This is a genomic window from Candidatus Moraniibacteriota bacterium (genome assembly GCA_035390125.1).
Lineage (GTDB): Bacteria > Patescibacteriota > Minisyncoccia > Moranbacterales > GWC2-37-73 > DAOOTD01.
In genome coordinates this window covers 162,950-184,059 of record DAOOTD010000001.1, presented here as the reverse complement: position 1 = coordinate 184,059, position 21,110 = coordinate 162,950, and the positions used below count along the sequence as shown (strand labels likewise).

Below are 21,110 nucleotides of genomic sequence, written 5' to 3'. Positions count from 1 at the left end.
ATGAAGGACGGGCATATATTTTTTTGTCCGTTTTTCTTGATTTTAAGGTTTTTTTAATATAAAATAAACTTTATATGAACCAAAATAAAGTTCGAAATTTTTGTATAATTGCTCATATTGATCACGGAAAGTCAACTCTAGCTGACCGCATTTTGGAATTTACTGGAACTATCGAAAAAAGAAAAATGAAAGAGCAATTACTTGATCAAATGGATCTTGAACGCGAACGCGGAATAACAATAAAACTTCAGCCTGTAAGAATGAATTATTCCTATGATAATCAGGAATATGTTTTGAATCTTATAGATACTCCGGGACATGTTGATTTCGGTTATGAAGTTTCTCGTTCATTAGCTGCTGTGGAAGGTGCTTTGCTTTTAGTTGATGCGACAAAAGGCGTGCAAGCACAGACACTTTCTAATTTATATTTAGCAATTGAACAAGGTTTGGAAATCATTCCAGTCATAAATAAAATTGATCTTCCAAACGCGAATACTGAAAAGACAAAAAAAGAAATCATACACATCTTAGGATGCAAGGAAGAAGAAATTTTACAAGCTTCAGGTAAGACAGGACAGGGAATTGATAAAATTTTGCACGCAATTGTGGAAAAAGTCCCTGAGCCTAAAGGAGATACTGAAAAACCTCTACGTGCTCTTATTTTTGACTCAAAATACGACACGTATAAAGGAGTGCTGGCTTACGTAAGAATTGTCGATGGGCATGTAAAACGTGATAATGAAATTCGCATGATGGAAAATCACAAGGAAAGTGGTGTGGTGGAAGTTGGCTATTTCAAACCAGGATTAGTCGCAACAGAAATTTTAACAGCCGGAGACATCGGATATATCGCCACAGGACTTAAAAGCGTTGATCATTGTCGTGTAGGTGATACGATCACTGTTGAAGATGACAGGGTCTTAGTTAAAAGCCTACCAGGCTACAAGGAGGTTAAGCCAATGGTATATGCCGGACTGTATCCACTTGAAGGAGATGCTTATAATTTTATGCGTGATGCTCTGGAAAAATTAAAACTAAATGATGCGGCGTTTGTTTTTGAACCTGAAAGCAATGCAGCATTAGGTAAGGGTTTTCGTTGCGGATTCCTGGGATTATTGCATTTAGAAATTATTAAAGAAAGACTGGAAAGGGAATTTAATTTTTCACCAACTATTACTACGCCCAGCGTAGTTTATGAAATAAAATTAAAAGGTGAACAGGAAAATAAAAAAATATATTCAGCTTCACAAATGCCTGATCCCTCAATGATTGAAGAAATTTCAGAGCCCTATGTGAAAATTGATATCATAACACCCGCCAAATATTTAGGTGCTATCATGGATTTAATGAGTTCTTTAAGATCAATTTATTTAAATACGGAATATATTGATACGGAAAGAATAGTTCTCAGTTTTGAAGTCCCATTGACTGATATTATTGTTAATTTTCATGATGATCTAAAAAGTGTGTCATCGGGCTATGCTTCTATGAGTTATGATCTCATTGGTTATCGACATTCAAATCTTGTAAAACTTGATGTTCTTTTAGCCGGTGATACGGTTGAATCACTTTCTAGGATAGTTCCCAAGGAAAATGCTCATAGAGAAGGGAAGAGAATAGTTGAAAAACTTAAAGACGCCATCCCGCGTCAAAATTTTGCAATTCCAGTTCAGGCAGCAATTGGAGGAAAAATTATTGCCAGGGAAACAATCAGACCGTTCCGCAAAGATGTTATTGCTAAGCTTTATGGAGGAGATGTAACACGTAAAAATAAACTTTTAGAAAAACAGAAAAAGGGTAAAAAGAAAATGAAAAACATTGGCAAGGTCCAAATTCCGTCCGAAGCCTATTTGGCTGTATTGAAAAGATAAAAATACATGAAATAATTTTCCGTTTTGTGTTAGAACTATCAAACTTGTAATAAGGTTTTATATTTGTTAAAATACTACTGTTATGAGCCATAAAAAAAGAAACAAAAGAATGCGGATAATCTGGATTATCATTACGATATTGGGAATAATATCAATGATTGGATTTTCCTTATCCTCGCTCTTTATAGGTTATTAAAATTCATGAAAAGAAAATTTTCCTCCGCAATATTTTTATTTATTATTGGAATTATTATAGCCCTGACTGTTTCTACAATTGCAATAAAAGAGGCTTATCGTGGCAGAAAAATAGAAAAAGAGATTAGTGATTTAAAACAACAAGCTGAACGCATACAAAATGATAATCGCACTTTTCAAAATCAGATTGATTATTACAATACACCTGAATTTATTGAAAAAGTGTCAAAAGATAAAATAAACTTACAGAAAGCTGACGAGCAAGTAGTGATAATAAATCAAAATAAAACAGAGATGATTCAGGCCGAGAATCAACAAAATCAAGAAACTGAAGAAAGCAACAACGAGAGTAATTATAAAAAATGGTGGTATTTTTTCTTTAAATATAATAAATAAAAAAATTTAAATATTATGAACGATGAAAAAAGAGTAAAACTTTCAACATTGATATATGCTATTTTAATTATCATTGTAATATTTATAGGAGTCATAAGTATTTTGGCTTATGGGACACAAACTGAAATCGGTAAGAGAATATCGGTAACGGTTTCCAGTATAATACCTTTTCCTGCTGCCATTATTAATTATACTCACCTGGTTTACATAAAGGATGTTGAGAAAGATCTGGCTTCTATAGAAAGATTTTATAAATCATATAATTTTTCTGATGAAGGACTGAGAATTGATTTTACAACGTCTGACGGGAAAAAGAGATTGCAGATTAAAAAACGCGAAATTTTAGATAAACTCATAGAAGACAAGATAATTGAAGTTCTTGCCAACAAAAAAGGAATAAGACTGTCTCAGGCAGATGTTGATAACGTTATTAATCAAACACTTAATGAATATGGGACTGCAAATGATATAAAAAGTGATTTATTAAATTCATATGGATGGAGTATGGAAGATTTTAAAAAATTTGTTGTAATGCCAAATGCATATAAAGCAGCACTGTCTTCGTATGTATCAAATAATGAACTAGATGTTTCTATAGCTAAAACAAAAATTGAAGAAGCCCAAAAACAGCTCATAAAAGGAACTGATTTTGCCCAGGTAGTGAAGGAATATTCAGTTGGGGCATCTAAAGAAAATGGTGGTGAACTGGGTTGGGTTAAGAAAAGCCAGCTTTTACCAGAATTACAGGATATATTATTTGGTTCAAAAAACATTGAAAAGAATAGCATCTTAGAAACTTCCATTGGTTTTCATATTATCGAAATAAAAGACAAAAAAAAGGATAATGGGGAAGATATGATTGAAATCAGGCAAATATTTGTTGCAAAAGACACTTTTGCAGATTGGCTTGAAAATCAAAAAAAGAATTTACACATATTTATCCCTCTAAGTGGTTTTGCCTGGGATAGCTCTGCCGGTTCAGTCGATTTTAAAAGTGAGGAAATGAGAAATTTTGAGAAAAATGAACGTTCAAAAACAGCGGGTGATTTATCAATAATGTTTTAAAAAATTAAAATAATTATAAAAAATTTATGTCAAAACCAGTTGTAAATGAAGAGTTATGTATTGGATGTGGAGCATGTGAAGCTCTTTGTCCTAATGTTTTTAAAGTAGAAAACGGAAAGTCCTGTGTTATAAACGATAATTGTGTTGATTGTAATTGCCAAGAAGTAGCCGACAGCTGTCCAGTTAATGCAATTTCTTTAGAATAAAAAGGTTTTCTTTTCATATAAATATTAAATTCTAAAATTAGCTGCATTCTCGTGGTTAGTTTTAGGCACTTTATCGACATGGATATAAATAAATTTACTATGAAAAGCCAGGAGGCTTTACGAAAATCACAAGAATTTGCTCTTTCTGTTGGACAGCAACAGATTGATTTTTTTCACTTGCTTTATGCATTAATCACACAAGCGGGCTCAATAGTTCCGATAATACTTAGTAAAATCGGGGCAGATATAGACGAATTGAAAAAAGAAGCATTAGAAGAAGCTAAAAAATATCCAAAATCATCTAGTGGTATTTTAGGACAAATATTTATAACCCCGACATTATTGCAGATTCTTGATCAAGCCGAGAGAGAAATGGAACATTTAGGAGATGACTTTGTATCCACGGAACATCTGCTTCTTTCTTTGCTTTCTGTTAATTCTCCAGTGAAAAAAAATTTCGAATCTAAAAACATAACCTATGACTTAGTGTTGCAAATACTTTCTGAAATCAGAGGATCGCAGAAGGTAGATTCACCTGAACCAGAAGGTAAATTTCAGGTCATTGAAAAATATACAATTAACCTAACCGGTCTAGCTCGCCAGGACAAACTTGATCCTGTTATAGGTCGCGACGAGGAAATACGTCGTGTTATGCAGGTTTTAAGCCGACGCACAAAAAATAATCCGGTTTTGATAGGCGAGGCTGGAACAGGAAAAACGGCTATCGTTGAAGGCTTAGCGCAAAGGATTGCGTCCGGAGATATTCCGGAAACATTAAAGGATAAGGAATTAATTTCTCTTGACCTTGGATCACTGCTTGCAGGAGCTAAATTTAGGGGGGAATTTGAAGATAGATTAAAAGCCATTTTAAAAGAGACAGAGAAATCTTCTGGAAAATATATTTTATTTATAGATGAATTGCACACCTTGGTAGGAGCCGGGGCCACAGAAGGATCTCTAGATGCATCAAATATGCTAAAGCCGGCTTTAGCACGAGGAAATCTAAGAACAATCGGAGCAACAACCACAAAAGAATATCAGAAGTATATAGAAAAAGATGCTGCACTAGAAAGAAGATTTCAGCCAATAATAGTAACTGAACCTTCTATTCAGGATTCGATAGCAATTCTGCGCGGCATAAAGGAAAAATATGAATTGCATCATGGCGTAAAAATCACTGATGACGCTCTTCAATCTGCAGTAAATTTATCTTCACGATATATAACCGATAGATTTCTTCCGGACAAGGCAGTTGATCTTATTGATGAAGCCGCTTCAGCACTGCGCATCCAGATAGATTCGATGCCGATCGAAATAGATCAGATGGAGAGAAAAATACGGCAGCTTGAAATTGAAAAAAAAGCTATTCAGAAAGATAAGGCCAGAGATTCCCGCAAAAAAATATTACAGATAAACAAGAATCTTGCTGAACTTAAAGAAAAATCCAACAGCTTAACATTACAGTGGAAAACAGAAAAAGATCTTATTGTTGCAAGCAGACAACACAAAAAAGATATCGACAAATTGAAGTCAGAGGCTGAGTTTGCTGAGCGTAAAGGAGAACTAGACAAGGTAGCTGAAATCCGCTATGGAAAAATTCCTATTTTGGAAAAAAAGATAAAAGAAGAAGAAAAAAAGCTTAACAAAATACAAAAAGAAGGCTCTATATTAAAAGAAGAAATAACTGAAGAAGACATTGCAAGAGTAGTTTCTCGCTGGACAGGCATACCTATTTCAAAAATGTTACAAAGTGAGATAGAAAAACTTGCCTATATGGAAAAAGAATTGGCTAAAAAAGTCATAGGACAAGATGAAGCTATTAAATCTATTTCAAATGCTATACGCAGATCTCGTGCAGGAATTTCTGAAGAAAATCGTCCGATAGGCTCATTTATTTTCTTGGGACCTACGGGGGTTGGAAAAACAGAACTCGCTAAAACATTGACTGAATTTTTATTCAACGATCCAAAGTCATTAGTAAGATTGGATATGAGTGAATATATGGAAGCACATTCGACAGCAAAAATGATAGGTTCGCCTCCCGGATATGTTGGCTATGAAGAGGGTGGCCAACTTACTGAAATTATCCGTCGCAGACCATATAGTGTAATTTTATTTGATGAAATTGAAAAGGCTCATCCGCAAGTATTTAATATTCTATTGCAGATACTTGAGGATGGACGGCTTACTGATGCTAAAGGCAGAGTAGTTAACTTTAAAAATTCAGTCATCGTAATGACTTCCAATGTTGGTAGCGATATTATTTATAAAATGCAATCCTTTGGTTTTCAAAGTGAACGCAAGGAGTGTATTGATGGGGAAGATGAGATGCGAAACAAAATTCAAGCCAGTCTAAAAGAACAATTTAAACCAGAATTTCTGAACAGGATTGATGAAATAATTATTTTTCACCCACTTAATAAAAAAATATTGCAACAGATTGTTGATTTGCAGATAAATATAGTCCAAAAGCGTCTTGGTGAAAAAAATATAAAATTAAAAATATCCAACGAAGCTAAAATGTACTTGACACAAAAAGGATATGACCCTATTTATGGCGCACGTCCACTTAAAAGAATAATTCAAAATGAGATCCTGGACGAATTAGCTTTGCAAATAATTGAAAAGAAGATAGCAGAAGGAGATACAGTAAATGTAAAGCTGGAAAATGGAAAAATTGCTTTTAAATAATTTCATTCTATCTGTTTTTTCAACAAACAAGATTATTCTTTTATTTTTTGACATCTCTCTTATAACATGGGAAAATTACACTTAGTAAGGTTTTTTTAATTTGTCTAAAAACACATGTTTTTCCATATAAAAATATTTCTATACAGTATTATCTTTTTTCTTTTAGCTCAATTTATATCTTCCGATTATTTTAGTAGTACCATTTTGTCTTTTTCAAAAACTGGGATATGGGCTTTAATTTTATTAATTATCATCCTTCTCACATACTTCTATCAAATTGTCAGACGCGTATCACAAAGACGCAGTATGACTCCAATGCCCTTATTATTCACTCTTTCAACTTGGGGCCTTTTGTATTTTGTCCAATCAAGAAACCAGCAATATGCACTTATTATTCTTTCATCAATCGTGTACTACCTTGTTCATATTTCACTCTATAGATTGCATGTTTATTATAAAGATGAAACTGCCCGTGGCATTATTGCAGCAGGAAGTATTGCAACCTTTTTTACTTTCTACTCAATGTCGTATGGCATATATTTAAATTTTGATATTCCACTCTGGATATTCATACTTTTATTAACAATAGCTACCATATTTATAAGTTTTCAATACTTTTGGCTTATAAATGAAAACAAGAAGGATGCCATGAAGTATAGCCTTATTCTGGGGCTCATAATGTCGGAGATTGCATGGACCTTAAACTTTTGGCCATTCGGATACTTGACAACCAGCGTTATTAGTCTTATTTTCTACTATGTCTTTTGGGACCTAATAAAATCTCATTTTCTTAATGAATTGTCAAAAAGACGCGTTGTTGCTAATATGATTTTTTTCGGATTTTTAGTTACCTTAATACTCCTAAGCACAAAATGGCTACCCGTAGTATAATCTAATATAATTTGAAATAAATATAATATGATCAATTATTTGAAAAATCCAAGAAAAATTGCTAAGGGAATATCTATACTATTCCTGGTTTTTTTTATTGGCGGAATTGGCGGGGTATATTTTGACCAGCATATTCTTCCTTTTATCAGGACAAATAAGTATCTTTCCCGTATAAATTTTTTGAATCGAGCAGCTGAAAATGTGACGATTATAAACAATACTCAACAAGTTACCATAAAGGAGGATGATTCTATTAATGAGGTGGCATCTTTAGCATCAAACGCAGTTGTAAATATTGTTTCAATAGTAAATCAGAAGGATATTATCACAAGAGAGAATAAGATAGAGAATCGGAGCGGAACAGGTGTAATAGTAACAAGCGACGGATTAATCGTCACTTATCGCACATCAATAATTGAAAAAGATGCAAATTACAAAGTTTTTCTTTTTAATGGCAGCCATTATGATGCAAAATTTATAGGCATCGATGAGTTTACAGACTTAGCCTTCCTTAAAATTGATGCCAATAATTTAACCACAGTTTCATTGGCCGATTCATCCAGCTTACGTCCAGGTAAAAAATTGATAGCTATAGGAAATTCATTCGGTGAATACCAAAACCGATATGAGGCAGGACTTTTAAGCCATATTAATAAAAACTTTAATTTAGGAGGCAAGGCAGTTGCAGTTTCTGAAAAATTAGAAGGCGTATTTGAAGATGATTTGAAAAATCAAAAAGAATATATAGGAGGGCCAGTTGTTGGATACAGCAGAGATATGATAGGAATTATCGGCATGATTAATATAAATGGCCAGGATAAATATTTTCAAATCCCTTCCAATGCTGTCAGAAATTCAATAAGCCTGGCTGTAAATAATGAATTGAATTATCGTCCATTTTTTGGGGCATATTATATATCCATAACCAAAGAATTTTCCATAACAAACAAATTAAATCGTGATCGAGGGGCTTTGATTTATTCACCCTCTGGCAAACAAGGATTGGCAATAATTTCAGGATCACCGGCTGAATTGGCGGGAATTAAAATAAATGACATCATTATTTCAGTCAATGGAGAAGAAGTTAATCTGGATAATCCTCTTTCAAATTTAATCAATAAAAACAAAAAGGGCAGCCGGGTTGAATTTGTTATTGATAGAAACGGACAAGAGATCAATATAACTGCTCAATTATAATTTAGGCATACTAAAAACAAAAAAAATTCTGTGTTGTATTAATAGTATGACGCAAAGGTTTTTGTTATATTAAGAACCTTTTAAACTAAGAATGCTTGACAAAAACAGGCCTTTATGATAGCCTATTCAATCCTAATAAGGTAACTAAATTCATTTATTAAACATATGAAAAATAAGAAAAATGTAATTTATATCGCATGTATAGCTTTTTTAGCCGTTGCCTTGTTTTGCACTGCAGATATTGTATTTGCAGATACGCATATACATATAGACAATGAAAATGAATCAGAATCAACAGGGGGAAGCGCCAGTGCAACAGGGGGAAGCGCCAGTGCTTCTATTGGCAATATTACCAACAGCAATAGTAACAGTGTAAGTAACTCCAGTTCAATCACAAACAGGAATGTTAATATCAATTCCAACACTAATTATAATTCCAATACAAATTATAACTCCAATAATAATTCCAATGATGACTCAGATAACAGCAACAGCACATGTTCTAATTGCAGCAGAAGCACCTCATATAGCAATAGTACTAGCATAAATTCTTCAAGTTCAAGTGTAAATTCTAGTTCTTCAACTTCGAGCTCAAGCACAAGCCAGGTTTCCGGTGTTTCAAGCACTTCTACAGGCGGAACCTCAACTACAACAGGCGGAACTTCCTATACTGATCAAGATTCAGATGTCCACATAGACATAGATAGTGATGGACGTGAGCATCATTATACTATTGACAGGGACGGGCACAGACACTATTTCACATTTGATAGGGACGGGCACAGACACTATTGGAAAGTGCCTGCAACTGGAAGCAATGCTTTTGCTTTATCAGTAATTTCAATCATGTCTCTGTTGACTATTATAACCGGAATAAAAAAATATTTACCCATTAGTTGCTAAATATTTTTTAAGCCCATGGTGATATGGAAACTCAAAATAATGTCATAATAATGTTGTTCATTGCACTCATCTTGACGGTATTTCCTATAATCCACTCTATTTATGTGAGTGGAAAAGAAAAGGGAATAAGAGATGAGCATGAAAGGGCAATTTTGGCAGTAAATAATCTTTTGGAGGTTATGGAGGAGGCTCAAAAAAATGCAGGGGTTTCTGAAAGGAAAATAGAAAAAATTAAAAGGTATTTGGCAGACCGAACAATGGAAAAGTTATATTCCGCAACCAATGCAAGCAAGAAAATACTAAACTAAAATAAAATTCAGCGAAGACCCAATTTCCATAAGGATATTGGGTCTTTTTGCTTCTAATAAAAACCGTATTCTTTTATTTTGGCTTTAAATAAAGCCAAAATGGCTAAATACTTGACAAAATATTGATTTTCTGCTAGACTATGCAGTTATCATTTAATATCCAATAATCTAAAAACAATGTCTGAAAAAATTAAAAAATATTTAAAAAAGTTTCTATTGTCAGTGATTCTTTTTCTGGTTATTTTTATTGTTCTGTTTTATATCCTAAACCTTGATTTTAGCCCGAATAAAAATTCAATCGTAACTGATGGTGAAAAAGAAGCTACCAGTGTGGCCAAAAATAATGACATAAGCACCCGCTTGGGCAGTACAACTTTTTCGATTGAAACATACAGTGAATGGAAAAACCGCAATGGACTAAACGATTCTAATAGCGGACTGGATGATGATCCTGACAAAGACAAACTTCCAAACTACTTGGAATACGTCCACGGTACAAATCCTCTTAACTCTGATACTGATGGAGATGCATATTCTGATAAGCAGGAAATAATAAACGGATATGATCCGGATGCGCCGGGAGAAGCAAAACCATTTGTTGAAATAAAAATTTCTAAGATAAATATTGCTGCTCCAGTAGTCTGGTCAAAAAGCGATAAGGAAGATGACATGTTGAAAGACCTTGAAAACGGAATAAACCATTATCCGAAAACTGCTTCTTTCGGACAAAATGGAAATTCAGTTGTCTCCGGCCATTCAAGTAATTATTTATGGGCAAAAGGCGACTACAATCATATCTTTAAAAATTTAAATGATTTGGAAATAGGGGATATTATAGTTGCTAAAACCATCCAGGCAAATGGAAGAGTTATTATCTACCAATACAGAGTGTCTGATAAATTTATCACTTCTCCAGATGATGAAAGAATATTTGCTCCGGCAAATGGTCCGGTCCTAACCTTGTCGACCTGCTGGCCGATTGGAACAACCTATAATAGGCTGATTATCAAGACAGAATTGGTGAAATAATAGATTTGACAAAATTAATATATTATGATAATATCTAATGTTTTAGAATTTAATAATTAATTTATTTTTAATTTAAGGCGCAAAATAGGAATAATCCTTGCCTTGCGTGGCTCTAAAAGGCCAAATATATGACAAAGAAGAATATAATTTTTATCGTAGTATCAGCGGTTATATCTGCAGTCGTTTTCTATGCTGCCAACAATATGGCGTTTGCAGACATTAAAATAAACATAGATAACGAAAATGAATCGGAATCAACTGGCGGAAGTGCCACTGCCACTGGCGGAAGTGCCACTGCATCTGTTGGTGATATCACTAACAGCAATAGCAACACTGTAAACAATTCCAATTCAATCAGTAATAGAAACACTAACATAAGTTCAAACACGAATTACAATTCAAACACGAACAGTAATTCAAACACGAACAACAATGATAGTGATTCCTCAGCTTATTGCCACCGTTCAGGCGAGGGTTGCCATGATCATGATAATTATGACAACCATGGATCCGATCATAGCTATGACAATAGTGGAAACTCTAGCTATAGTGACAGCACTTCATACAGCGACAATTTCAGCATGAATTCTTCAACTTCAACTGTAAATTCTGCTTCTACGATTTCAAGCACAAGCACAACCAGTGTTTCCGGAGTTACAAGCACTGCCACAGGTGGAACTTCAACCACAACAGGTGGAACTTCAACCACTGGAACTGATACTGAGATTGATGTAGACATAGATGATCCGGGTCATGATGGCCATGATGGGGAGGACGGCGAAGATGGTCACGACGGACATGATGGAACAGACGGTCATGACGGACATGATGGAACAGATGGCCGCGATGGTCATGATGGAAAAATAACATATGTATATAAATACAAATATATATATGATGAGAATCACAATGTAATCGGAAAAACAAGGGTTATCGTTGGTGAAAAAAAAGCACCTAACACGGGAACTGGTACCAATGTTTTAGCCGGACTTGCAGTTATATCTCTAGCAGCCACTTCATTTGGTGTAAAAAAATATTTAATTAATTTCATTTAATTAAGATATTTGAAAGTTAATGGAGGCTCAATCTCATTGAAAGAGCATTGAGTCTCCTCCTTTATAGGGATTTAGCCATAATAGCCAAATATAAGCCATTTATAGCCACCCCCTTGACAAAAGCCTAATTATATGATAGACTATAATGTTCTAAATTAGTACCTAGAAAACAAGTTTATATTTAAATCAGGACTTCACAAATCATAAAAAAGTAATAATAAAGATTTGGAGTCTTGTAAAAATATAAATAATGGTATATGTAAGATATGCTCCGGCATAAATTACATAAGATCTTTCACAACTTAATAGCATATTTAAAGGCCCGAAAGGCCAAGGAGGAATCATGAAGAAAAAAGCTCTGGCCATTTTGGCCGCGGTGATTATGGTACTGTCTGCGAACTTCGCGTTCGCAGATGACATCGAAATTGAACTCGAGAATGACAATCGCGCCACCGCTACCGGCGGTGATGCCAGTGCTACTGGCGGCGACGCCAGTGCGAATGTGGGGGATATTAGCAATAACAACGCTAATAACCTCAATAACCAAAATAATATCAACAACAGGAACGACAACCTGAACATGAACAGGAACGACAACCTGAACATGAACAGGAACGACAACCTGAACATGAACAGGAACGACAGCAGAGCTAACAGTAGCTCTATGTTGATTAATAACGAGGCGCCGAATCACATAGTTGCCCCGTTACTGAGTGCCTTCGTGGGCGCTCCGACGTCCGAAGTGCCCAAGGGTTGGAAAGGCGTTGTCTGTGATCCAGACTATAGCCAATTCACCTACGGTGAGCTGAAAACCATGGCCGATTCAGGTCGGCTAATGGATGGTCGCGGGAGTATATGGAATGCGATGACTTCTCAAAAAGTTAAAGGTTCGGTACGTAGCCGAATCAATAATCGCATTGATGATAACACTATCATTAAAGTTATAAATGTAGCCCCTAACGCTTCAGTTAGGAGACTGGGTGTTTACCAAGGCGTTGGCGACTGGAACTGGCCAGTAGATGAAGTATTGGCTAAGACGGTTTTACAGGCCGTCGAAGAAACCGGTTCCACTAACGTAGCAATTTACTGGGACTCTGTGGTTGACAGGCATAATTCCGGTTCCAGTTTAGGAATCGGTTTCACTGGCTCCGGCGTGGACGGAAAAGGTGCTGGGTCAGGCTCTTTAGGAGCCGTTACCGGCAATGCCTTTTCCCTTACAGAAGTGGCATACCAAGTTAAGGTGGTAGCGTATGCGAATGTCGGGTACCAACCTGATGTTTGTACGCCCCCTCCGCCTCCGGCGCCGAAACCTGAGCCTAAGGTCGTTCCTCCTCCGGCAGCTCCGGCACCGCAAGTGAAAGCTTGCGATCCGAGCAGTATTTTTACTCGGATTGAAGAGTTGAAACAGCGTATCAAAGAGTGCACCAGATGGTGCTTAAATAACCTCCAGTTGCGCTCCAAGTTGGCAGAAGCGTATGTTGACCTGTACCAGTGTACAGGAGATAAACGATATCTCAACTCGGCGATCGAACAGTTTAAGATCGCGGAACGCAATTACTTCCGTGGGCATGATATTCGTGCCAATCAAGCGGAAGCGGATCGGCTGATTGCCCAAGATTATTTCTTATGGGCAGGTTGCATTGATGTTCTTTATGGACCGGATGCGGCCGACCGGTTTGCGAAGGAGAAGCGGGTTGAGAAAGTCCCGCAACTGTAACACTAACCGGGTGAGCTTCTTCGGAAGCTCGCCCGAACTCAATACATAAAGAGGAGGAAAAAATGAAAAAGACTTTTCTGGCCTTAGTGGCCATTGCAGTTGTAGTGGGGTTTGTTCCTATGGGACAAGCCGTAACGATTAACGGAGAGCGCCAGGTGATAGCAGGTCCGCAATATGAAGCTCCTCCGCCTCCAGAGGCCGAGGTTTCGCCTGCTGACTTCAGAAAGCTGAAAACTGAAGTCACTAATCTTAAAAAGTCGACAAATAGTCAATTCGCCAGAATAAATGGGGAGTTGGAAGCGCAAAAAGAAGTTTCCAACGATATCGAGGCGAAAGTCGACGGCCAGCTAAAGGATCTGTCGGTTAAAATAGACAGACATGAGGGTTGGTTATCCAACCTGACTGGCGCGTACAACACGACTGCCGGAACTGTAATAAAGCAGGGCCGGTCGATAAATAAGATAGCGGGGAAATTAGTAGATTTATTCTACTTCGTCCTTGCTATGATTGGCGCTTTTATTATAATTGCGTTCTTCATAGGAAGACGGAAATAACCCCGAAACAATTTAACAAAGGGCGGGAAGTTCAAATGAACTGACCGCCCTTTTTCTATGCCAATTTTTGAAAAAAGCTCACGCTATTGACAGATAGCGTATATTTGCTATACTCCCAAGTCATCTAAAAAATCATTTTCACCCTGTTAAATAATCTTGTTCTGCAAAATTAAGATTAAAAAGAGGGGGAAAATTTACAAGTTAAATTGCAAATATATTAGAAATAAGTTGTTTCTACGATAAAGTAGACTCAAATCTTATTTAACAGGGTAAATGGAAAAAATCAATCAATATTGGCAAAAGATCAGCGTGGATTCGGAATATTTTTCTCTGAGATTTTTTGTTGCAGGCATAGTGCTTTCATTTTCATTTTTATTGCTGTTCATCAGCCTGTCCAAAACCTACACTTCCAGTGTTATAATTTTAGTAAATGCAAAATCGGAAACTGCAGCTCAGCAAAAAAACCAGATTATCCGCAATGTTTCCGAATTTCCAAAAACTTTGGCTCTCTACGACCGCTTGCTGAAATACAATTCCGATGTGAAAGATTTTGCCGCCGGAAAATCATCGGCAGAAAGAAAAGACTATTGGAATGGACTGGTTTCAACCAAAAAAATAGGCAGAGATTCTTCTTTAATAAAAATTTCAATCAACACCAAACAAAAAAATGATGCTGAAAAACTGGCAGAAAAAACTACTGAAACTCTTTTCTATTTCACCGCTTTCTATTATGACATCAAGAAGGATGTTGATTTGCTCACAGTTGAAGGACCGATCACGCATCCCCGCATTGCCGGAATTTTAAGTGTGATTCCGCTAAGCTTAATTCTCGGATTTCTGTTAGCTTTTATTTTCCAATATACACTAATAAAAAGAAAGGACTTATTGATAGAAAACTACAAGGAATCTAAGGAAAAGTTTTTATTTGATTTACAAAATAAGTCCGGAGAAAAAAAATCTGAAAAAGATGAATTGAAATCTCTTGAAAATTTATACATGTCTGATATTCCTGCCGAGATAAAGCTCGCTCCTAAAGAAGAGCTGGGAAATATATTTACCCGTAAATTCCAGGAGATGAAAAAGCTGACAAAGATTCTTGAAAAAAATACCAAATATCCTAATTTTGCAGAAGTCCCTAAATATAATGGGGGTAAAGGAGATGCACCTGACAATCTTCCTGTCGCTGACGATTTTTCATTAAATAAGACCATGGAAGAACCTAATCAGGAAAAAACTGAAGAAAAAAAGATAAATAAGACATATCCTGAACCCGACATGGAGAAGCTAAAGAAAAGACTAAATGCCTTACTGAAAGGTGAATTATAAAAAAGACAAAAGGTTGTCGCGAAGACAGCCTTTTTATTTTGCCAAAAATATCCGTTCATAGTATCATTAAAAAGCTTTAATAAAGAAAAATAAAGAAGATATGATCAAGGGAATAGTCATAAAAAACATCAGTAAAAATGAAGATGAAAGAGGCTGGCTTAGCGAAATATTCCGCCAGGATGAACTTAATGGATATCAGCCAGTGATGAGCTATGTGAGTTCGACGAAACCCGGAGTCGTCCGTGGACCGCATGAACACAAATTCCAAAGTGATTGCTTTGTTTTCATAGGTCCGGGAACTTTTGAACTTTATCTTTGGGACAGGCGGGAAGATTCAGAAACCAACGGGGAACATTTGAAAATAGAAGTGGGAGAAAAAAATCCTGTTCTTGTGATTGTTCCGCCGGGAGTCGTTCATGGATATAAATGCATAGGAGACAAGGATGCCTGGTCAATCAATCTGCCCAACAAGCTTTATAAGGGGAAAAATAAAAGCGAAGAAGTGGATGAAATAAGATGGGAAAAAGATCCTGATTCACTATATAAAATTTTATAAATAAAAATATGAAAATTTTAGTTACAGGGGGATGTGGATTTATAGGAAGTAATTTTATTCATTATTGGCTGAAAAAATATCCCGATGATCAAATCATTAATTTGGATGCTTTGACTTATGCAGGCAATTTGGAAAATTTACGTGAGATAGAAAAAAACAAAAATTACAAATTTATCAAAGGTGATATATGTGATAAAAATTTAGTTAATGATTTAATCAAAGACGCTGACTTGGTTGTTCATTTTGCCGCTGAATCTCATGTTGACCGTTCCATTTTAGACGCAGAAAATTTTGTCCGGACCAATGTCTTTGGAACATATAATTTATTGGAAGCAGCCAAAAACAACGGCAACAAAAGATTCCATCATATTTCTACAGATGAGGTTTTCGGCCATTTAGGTCCATTTGATCCTGCTTTTAGTGAAAACACGCCTTATGAACCTAGAAGCCCTTATAGCGCTTCCAAGGCAGCTTCAGACCAGTTGGTCAGGGCTTATTTCCATACCTATGGCTTGCCAATAACAATCTCCAATTGTTCCAATAATTACGGCCCCTTTCAATTTCCGGAAAAAATGATTCCGCTTTTTATTACTAATTTAATGGAAAACAAGAATGTGCCTGTTTATGGTGACGGCATGAATGTCCGCGACTGGCTTTATGTTGAAGACCATTGTGAGGCGATTGATCTTGTTATTAAAAAAGGGGAAATAGGAGAAACATATTGCGTCGGAGGAAATTCTGAAAAACCAAACATTGAAATTACAAAAAAAATAATTGGACTTATGGATAAAAGTGAAGATTTCATCGAATATGTAAAAGATCGGCCAGGACACGATAGGAGATATGCCATTAATTTTTCAAAAATTAAAAATGAGCTGGGTTGGAAACCAAAAGTTTCTTTTGAAGAGGGAATAGTTAAAACTATTGAATGGTATAAAAACAATGAAGATTGGTGGAAAAATATAAAATCAGGATCTTATAAAGAATACTATGCAAAGCAATATGGGAAATAGCAAAATTTTACTAGGGCTAACAACCACTCCCGGTTCTGATTGGAAAGATAAAATTGAAGAATGTAGGAAATTCAATATAACCGAAGTTGCTCTTTTTCCAACATTTCTTAAACTTCAGGAACGCCAGGAACTTTATGAATTATTAGAAAAAAGCACGATTAAAAGCATCCCTCACGTTCACTTGCGCAGTGACATGGAAACATGGGAGTTAGATCTTTTTATTGAAAAATATGGAACGCAAGTTTTTAATGTTCATCCGCTTAAGTCAAAATATAATTTTGACTATGAAAAACTTTCCAGATACAAAGACATGATTTATTTAGAGAATCAGGAACACATCCCTACCGACAATGAAATAAAAATGTTTGCCGGATATTGCATAGATTTTACCCACTGGGCCTCTGATTTTATTAAAGGAAGCATTACCCGAAAGAAATCTTATCGCAATTTTGAAGAAAAAATCAGAAAGTTTGGAGTGGGAGTGGGACATGTTTCTGCAATAAGATCTTTCCTTGGTTTTTTAAACTATGATAGTCACATGATGCATGAACTCAAAGACTTGGATTATATGAAAAACTATTTGGATTTTCTGCCGCCAATTATCAGCTTGGAACTTGAAAACACTTTTGAAGAACAGTTAGATGCAAAGGCTTATTTGGAAGAAATAATAAATAGTAAAAAATAAATTTATGCAAAAAATTTTAATAATCGGAGCTAAGGGAATGCTTGGGCAGGAATTAGTCTCTGTTTTCAGAAAAGATAAAGATTATAAAGTGGCAGCTTGGGATAAAGAGAAAATTGATATTACCAATCAAAAACAGGTTCAAGAAAAAATTGTAAAATTAAAGCCCGCAATTATTCTAAATGCGGCAGCATATAATAATGTTGATGGATGCGAAAAAGATAAGGCTGAATTTGAAAAAGCTAAAAAAATAAATGGTAAGGCGCCTGGATATCTGGCAAAAATTGCCAAAAAAATTGGTGCTACATTTGTACATTATTCAACAGACTATGTTTTCAACGGCATGCCTGAATTAACTGAACCAGCAGGATGTACCGGCTCTTGCGGGTCATGCGGATTACACCAAAATTTTATTCCGCAAATAGGCTTTGATGAAAATGCAATTCCTGCTCCGCTCCAAAAATACGGAAAGACAAAATTAATGGGAGAAGATGCCGTTCAGGAAAAAGGTGAAAATTATTATATTATCCGCCTTTCAAAATTATTCGGCAAACCAGGAAAAGCCAGGGATGCCAAGAAGAGTTTTTTTGACACAATGTTAAAAATAGGCAAAAAACAGAAAGAAGTCAGAGTTGTTGACGAAGAAACCAGCTGTTTCACATATGCTCCCGACTTGGCCAGAAAAACTAAGGAAATTATTGAATCAAAAAAACCTTTTGGCATATATCATGTCTCTAATACAGGTGCTTGCACATGGTATGAGGCGGTTGTAGAATTGTATAGGCAAGCCAAAATTAAAGCCAAAATTATCCCCGTAAATTCAAATGAATTCCCGCGTCCAGCTCAAAGGCCATATGTTTCCATTCTTATAAACACTAAACTCAACCCACTAAGAAACTATAAACTGGCATTAAAAGATTATTTAAAGAATAAATAAATGGAAAATATATCTAATATAAACCCAGAATCAGAAAAATCACTCAAGGTCCGTTCTAAAATGGAATACCTTGATAATTATTTTAAACAAAAATTGCTTTATCATGCCGCAGATGTTTGGGATCAGATACAACTTGCCTTGATAGATCCGGAAAGTGTTTCGGAACTTAAGCCCATGCTTCATTATGAAAAATATTACAGGGAAGAATATAAGAATGTAGAGATTTTTCCCGAAGTAATTGATAAAATTATAGAATTGAGTGATAAGGAACAAATGAAAAAATACGACACATTAGTTGATGAGTTTAACGCTGATTTGGAACTCATAAAAAAAGAGCATGATTCTCAAAAGCTTCAATATTTTTTAAATCAATTTACAGAAACAATAAAAGAAAACAAAATAAAAAATTAATAAAATTATGATTCACAAAAATCTAAAAAAATCTGATCCGCAAATTTATAAATGCATGTTAGGCGAATTAAAGCGCCAGCAGGAAGGCATGGAACTTATTGCTTCGGAAAATTATGTTTCAGAAGCTGTTTTGGAAGCACTTGGTTCTGTTTTTACCAATAAATATTCAGAAGGATATCCAGGCCATCGGTATTATGGCGGACAAAAATATACTGATGTTGCAGAAAACTTAGCGATTGAAAGAGCTAAAAAACTTTTTGGAGCTGAACACGTGAATGTCCAGCCTCATTCGGGCGCGCCAGCCAATATGATCGCTTACAGCGCAGTTCTTAAACCGGGAGACATAGTTTTGGGCATGGATCTTTCACATGGCGGCCATTTGACTCATGGGCATCCAGTTACACTTTCCGCCCAAATTTATAATTTTATCAGATACAAAACAGACAAATCAGGAAAAATTGATTATGAAGAGCTGGAAAAAATGGCAATCAAGCATAAGCCGAAACTTATTTTAGCCGGTTTCTCGGCTTACACCAGACAACTTGATTACAAAAAATTCCAAGCCATTGCCAAAAAAGTTGGAGCTATTTCTATGTTCGATATCGCGCATATTGCCGGACTTATTGCTGGCAAAGCCATCCCAAATCCGGTTCCATATTTTGACATAGTTACAACTACAACCCACAAAACACTCCGCGGTCCGCGTGGCGGAATGATAATGTGCAAGAAAGAATTTGCTAAAGCTATTGATAAAGCAGCTTTTCCGGGATTTCAAGGCGGTCCACATATGAATAATACAGCCGCTAAAGCAGTGGCTTTTGGCGAAGCTTTAAAACCGTCATTTAAAACATACGCTAAGCAGATAATTAAAAATGCTAAGGTTTTAGAAACTGAACTAAAAAAGCATGGATTTAAATTGATGTTCGGAGGCACAGATAATCACATGGTTCTTGTTGATGTTTTTGGTTCCAAGGGCGTAACTGGAAAAGAAGCTGAGGAAGCTTTGGATAAAATCGGTATCACCTTGAATAAAAATATGATTCCGGATGATCCCCGCAGTCCTTTTGATCCAAGCGGGGTTAGAATTGGCGTTCCAGCTGTGACGACGCGCGGCATGAAAGAAAAAGAAATTAAAAAAATATGTTTCTGGATCAAGGAAGCAGTTGAAAACCATAAAAATGAAAAGAAACTGAAACAACTGCATAAAGAAGTGATTGCTTTATGCAAAAAATTTCCAATTTATCCTAACACTAAATAAATTGCTTAGTAGTTTTTTATAAAAATTTAAGATAAAAAAATTATGAAGGGGATAATTTTATCAGGAGGAACAGCCACAAGACTTTTTCCTTTAACCTCAACGACATCAAAGCAATTGCTTCCTGTTTATGACAGGCAGATGATTTTTTATCCATTAAATACTCTGATAAAAGCGGGTATAAAAGATATTTTGATAATTGTAGCTCCGGAGCACAGTGGGCAATACATAAATCTCTTAGGTTCAATTTTTAAGAAATTTGGCATTAGTTTGTCTTTTGAGGTTCAAAAAGTGCCCCGCGGTTTGGCGGAGGCTTTTATTTTAGGAGAAAATTTCATCGGCAATAACAATATCGCCATGATTTTGGGAGACAATATCTTTGAGGATGATTTGGGAGAAAAAATAAAAAATTTCAAAGATGGCGGAATGGTTTTCGCTAAAAAAGTACCTGATCCGGAAAGATTCGGAGTAGTCAAGTTCGATGAAAAAGGAAAAGCTGTAGAAGTCAAGGAAAAACCAAAAGATTTTTTAAGTGATTGGGCCATTACCGGCATCTATGTTTATGACAAAAGAGTTTCTGATATTTCCAAAAACTTGTCTCCTTCCGAGAGGGGAGAAATCGAAATAACTGATATCAACAAGAAATACCTGGAAATGGGAGAACTTGCAGTAGAAAAAATTGAGGGAGAATGGCTGGATGCTGGAACCTTTGATTCTCTCCTGGAAGCTGGCAACATTGTTAAGAAAAAAGAACTTTATAAAAAATTCGACCCGATAATAAATCAGGCGATCGAAGAGTTTAATGAAGAACTGAGAACTATAGCCAAGAAAAAATTATTATAATTTAATAAC

The 21,110-nt window shown here is 35.7% G+C and carries 21 protein-coding genes; all 21 read left to right on the top strand.

Annotation, left to right across the window (positions count from 1 at the left end):
• Positions 1 to 74: 74 nt before the first annotated feature.
• The 21 genes from lepA (at position 75) to PLR68_00845 (ending at position 21,101) form a co-directional block, all read left to right on the top strand.
• A complete protein-coding gene (lepA, locus tag PLR68_00945) occupies positions 75 to 1,871 on the top strand; it encodes a translation elongation factor 4 (protein HOW60310.1) in 1,797 nt (598 codons plus the stop codon).
• 201 nt (positions 1,872 to 2,072) lie between these two features.
• Positions 2,073 to 2,462, top strand: coding sequence for a hypothetical protein (locus PLR68_00940; GenBank protein ID HOW60309.1), 390 nt, complete (start codon positions 2,073 to 2,075; stop codon positions 2,460 to 2,462).
• 15 nt (positions 2,463 to 2,477) lie between these two features.
• Complete coding sequence (locus tag PLR68_00935) at positions 2,478 to 3,527, top strand: peptidylprolyl isomerase (GenBank protein ID HOW60308.1); 1,050 nt, start codon at positions 2,478 to 2,480, stop codon at positions 3,525 to 3,527.
• Positions 3,528 to 3,553: 26 nt separating this feature from the next.
• On the top strand, positions 3,554 to 3,733 hold the full coding sequence (locus tag PLR68_00930) for a ferredoxin (protein ID HOW60307.1): 180 nt from the start codon (positions 3,554 to 3,556) through the stop codon (positions 3,731 to 3,733).
• Between the two features lie 99 nt (positions 3,734 to 3,832).
• Complete coding sequence (gene clpB / locus PLR68_00925; GenBank protein ID HOW60306.1) at positions 3,833 to 6,424, top strand: ATP-dependent chaperone ClpB; 2,592 nt, start codon at positions 3,833 to 3,835, stop codon at positions 6,422 to 6,424.
• Positions 6,425 to 6,730: 306 nt separating this feature from the next.
• The gene (locus PLR68_00920; GenBank protein ID HOW60305.1) at positions 6,731 to 7,315 is read left to right on the top strand and encodes a hypothetical protein; all 585 of its coding nucleotides are present in this window, start codon (positions 6,731 to 6,733) and stop codon (positions 7,313 to 7,315) included.
• Positions 7,316 to 7,342: 27 nt separating this feature from the next.
• Complete coding sequence (locus PLR68_00915) at positions 7,343 to 8,512, top strand: S1C family serine protease (GenBank protein ID HOW60304.1); 1,170 nt, start codon at positions 7,343 to 7,345, stop codon at positions 8,510 to 8,512.
• 165 nt (positions 8,513 to 8,677) lie between these two features.
• Positions 8,678 to 9,415 (top strand): hypothetical protein, encoded by a 738-nt coding sequence (locus PLR68_00910; GenBank protein HOW60303.1) that lies wholly within the window; start codon positions 8,678 to 8,680, stop codon positions 9,413 to 9,415.
• Between the two features lie 23 nt (positions 9,416 to 9,438).
• Positions 9,439 to 9,723, top strand: coding sequence for a hypothetical protein (locus tag PLR68_00905; GenBank protein HOW60302.1), 285 nt, complete (start codon positions 9,439 to 9,441; stop codon positions 9,721 to 9,723).
• A gap of 177 nt (positions 9,724 to 9,900) precedes the next feature.
• On the top strand, positions 9,901 to 10,752 hold the full coding sequence (locus tag PLR68_00900) for a sortase (protein HOW60301.1): 852 nt from the start codon (positions 9,901 to 9,903) through the stop codon (positions 10,750 to 10,752).
• A 128-nt stretch (positions 10,753 to 10,880) separates the two neighbouring features.
• The gene (locus PLR68_00895) at positions 10,881 to 11,807 is read left to right on the top strand and encodes a hypothetical protein (protein HOW60300.1); all 927 of its coding nucleotides are present in this window, start codon (positions 10,881 to 10,883) and stop codon (positions 11,805 to 11,807) included.
• A 343-nt stretch (positions 11,808 to 12,150) separates the two neighbouring features.
• Positions 12,151 to 13,524 carry a hypothetical protein gene (locus tag PLR68_00890; GenBank protein ID HOW60299.1) on the top strand — a complete coding sequence of 458 codons (1,374 nt, stop codon included), beginning with the start codon at positions 12,151 to 12,153 and terminating at the stop codon, positions 13,522 to 13,524.
• 62 nt (positions 13,525 to 13,586) lie between these two features.
• Positions 13,587 to 14,078 carry a hypothetical protein gene (locus tag PLR68_00885; GenBank protein ID HOW60298.1) on the top strand — a complete coding sequence of 164 codons (492 nt, stop codon included), beginning with the start codon at positions 13,587 to 13,589 and terminating at the stop codon, positions 14,076 to 14,078.
• Between the two features lie 273 nt (positions 14,079 to 14,351).
• Positions 14,352 to 15,404 (top strand): hypothetical protein, encoded by a 1,053-nt coding sequence (locus PLR68_00880; protein ID HOW60297.1) that lies wholly within the window; start codon positions 14,352 to 14,354, stop codon positions 15,402 to 15,404.
• A 100-nt stretch (positions 15,405 to 15,504) separates the two neighbouring features.
• On the top strand, positions 15,505 to 15,960 hold the full coding sequence (locus tag PLR68_00875; GenBank protein ID HOW60296.1) for a dTDP-4-dehydrorhamnose 3,5-epimerase family protein: 456 nt from the start codon (positions 15,505 to 15,507) through the stop codon (positions 15,958 to 15,960).
• A gap of 8 nt (positions 15,961 to 15,968) precedes the next feature.
• Positions 15,969 to 16,973, top strand: coding sequence for a dTDP-glucose 4,6-dehydratase (rfbB, locus tag PLR68_00870; protein ID HOW60295.1), 1,005 nt, complete (start codon positions 15,969 to 15,971; stop codon positions 16,971 to 16,973).
• The gene (locus PLR68_00865) at positions 16,963 to 17,658 is read left to right on the top strand and encodes a hypothetical protein (GenBank protein ID HOW60294.1); all 696 of its coding nucleotides are present in this window, start codon (positions 16,963 to 16,965) and stop codon (positions 17,656 to 17,658) included. Before rfbB ends, PLR68_00865 begins: the two co-directional genes overlap by 11 nt.
• 4 nt (positions 17,659 to 17,662) lie before the next feature.
• A complete protein-coding gene (rfbD, locus tag PLR68_00860; protein ID HOW60293.1) occupies positions 17,663 to 18,592 on the top strand; it encodes a dTDP-4-dehydrorhamnose reductase in 930 nt (309 codons plus the stop codon).
• Positions 18,593 to 19,003: a hypothetical protein gene (locus PLR68_00855; protein ID HOW60292.1), complete on the top strand. Its 411-nt coding sequence runs from the start codon at positions 18,593 to 18,595 to the stop codon at positions 19,001 to 19,003.
• A 7-nt stretch (positions 19,004 to 19,010) separates the two neighbouring features.
• Positions 19,011 to 20,261 carry a serine hydroxymethyltransferase gene (gene glyA / locus PLR68_00850; GenBank protein HOW60291.1) on the top strand — a complete coding sequence of 417 codons (1,251 nt, stop codon included), beginning with the start codon at positions 19,011 to 19,013 and terminating at the stop codon, positions 20,259 to 20,261.
• Positions 20,262 to 20,303: 42 nt separating this feature from the next.
• On the top strand, positions 20,304 to 21,101 hold the full coding sequence (locus PLR68_00845; protein ID HOW60290.1) for a sugar phosphate nucleotidyltransferase: 798 nt from the start codon (positions 20,304 to 20,306) through the stop codon (positions 21,099 to 21,101).
• Positions 21,102 to 21,110: the final 9 nt, after the last annotated feature.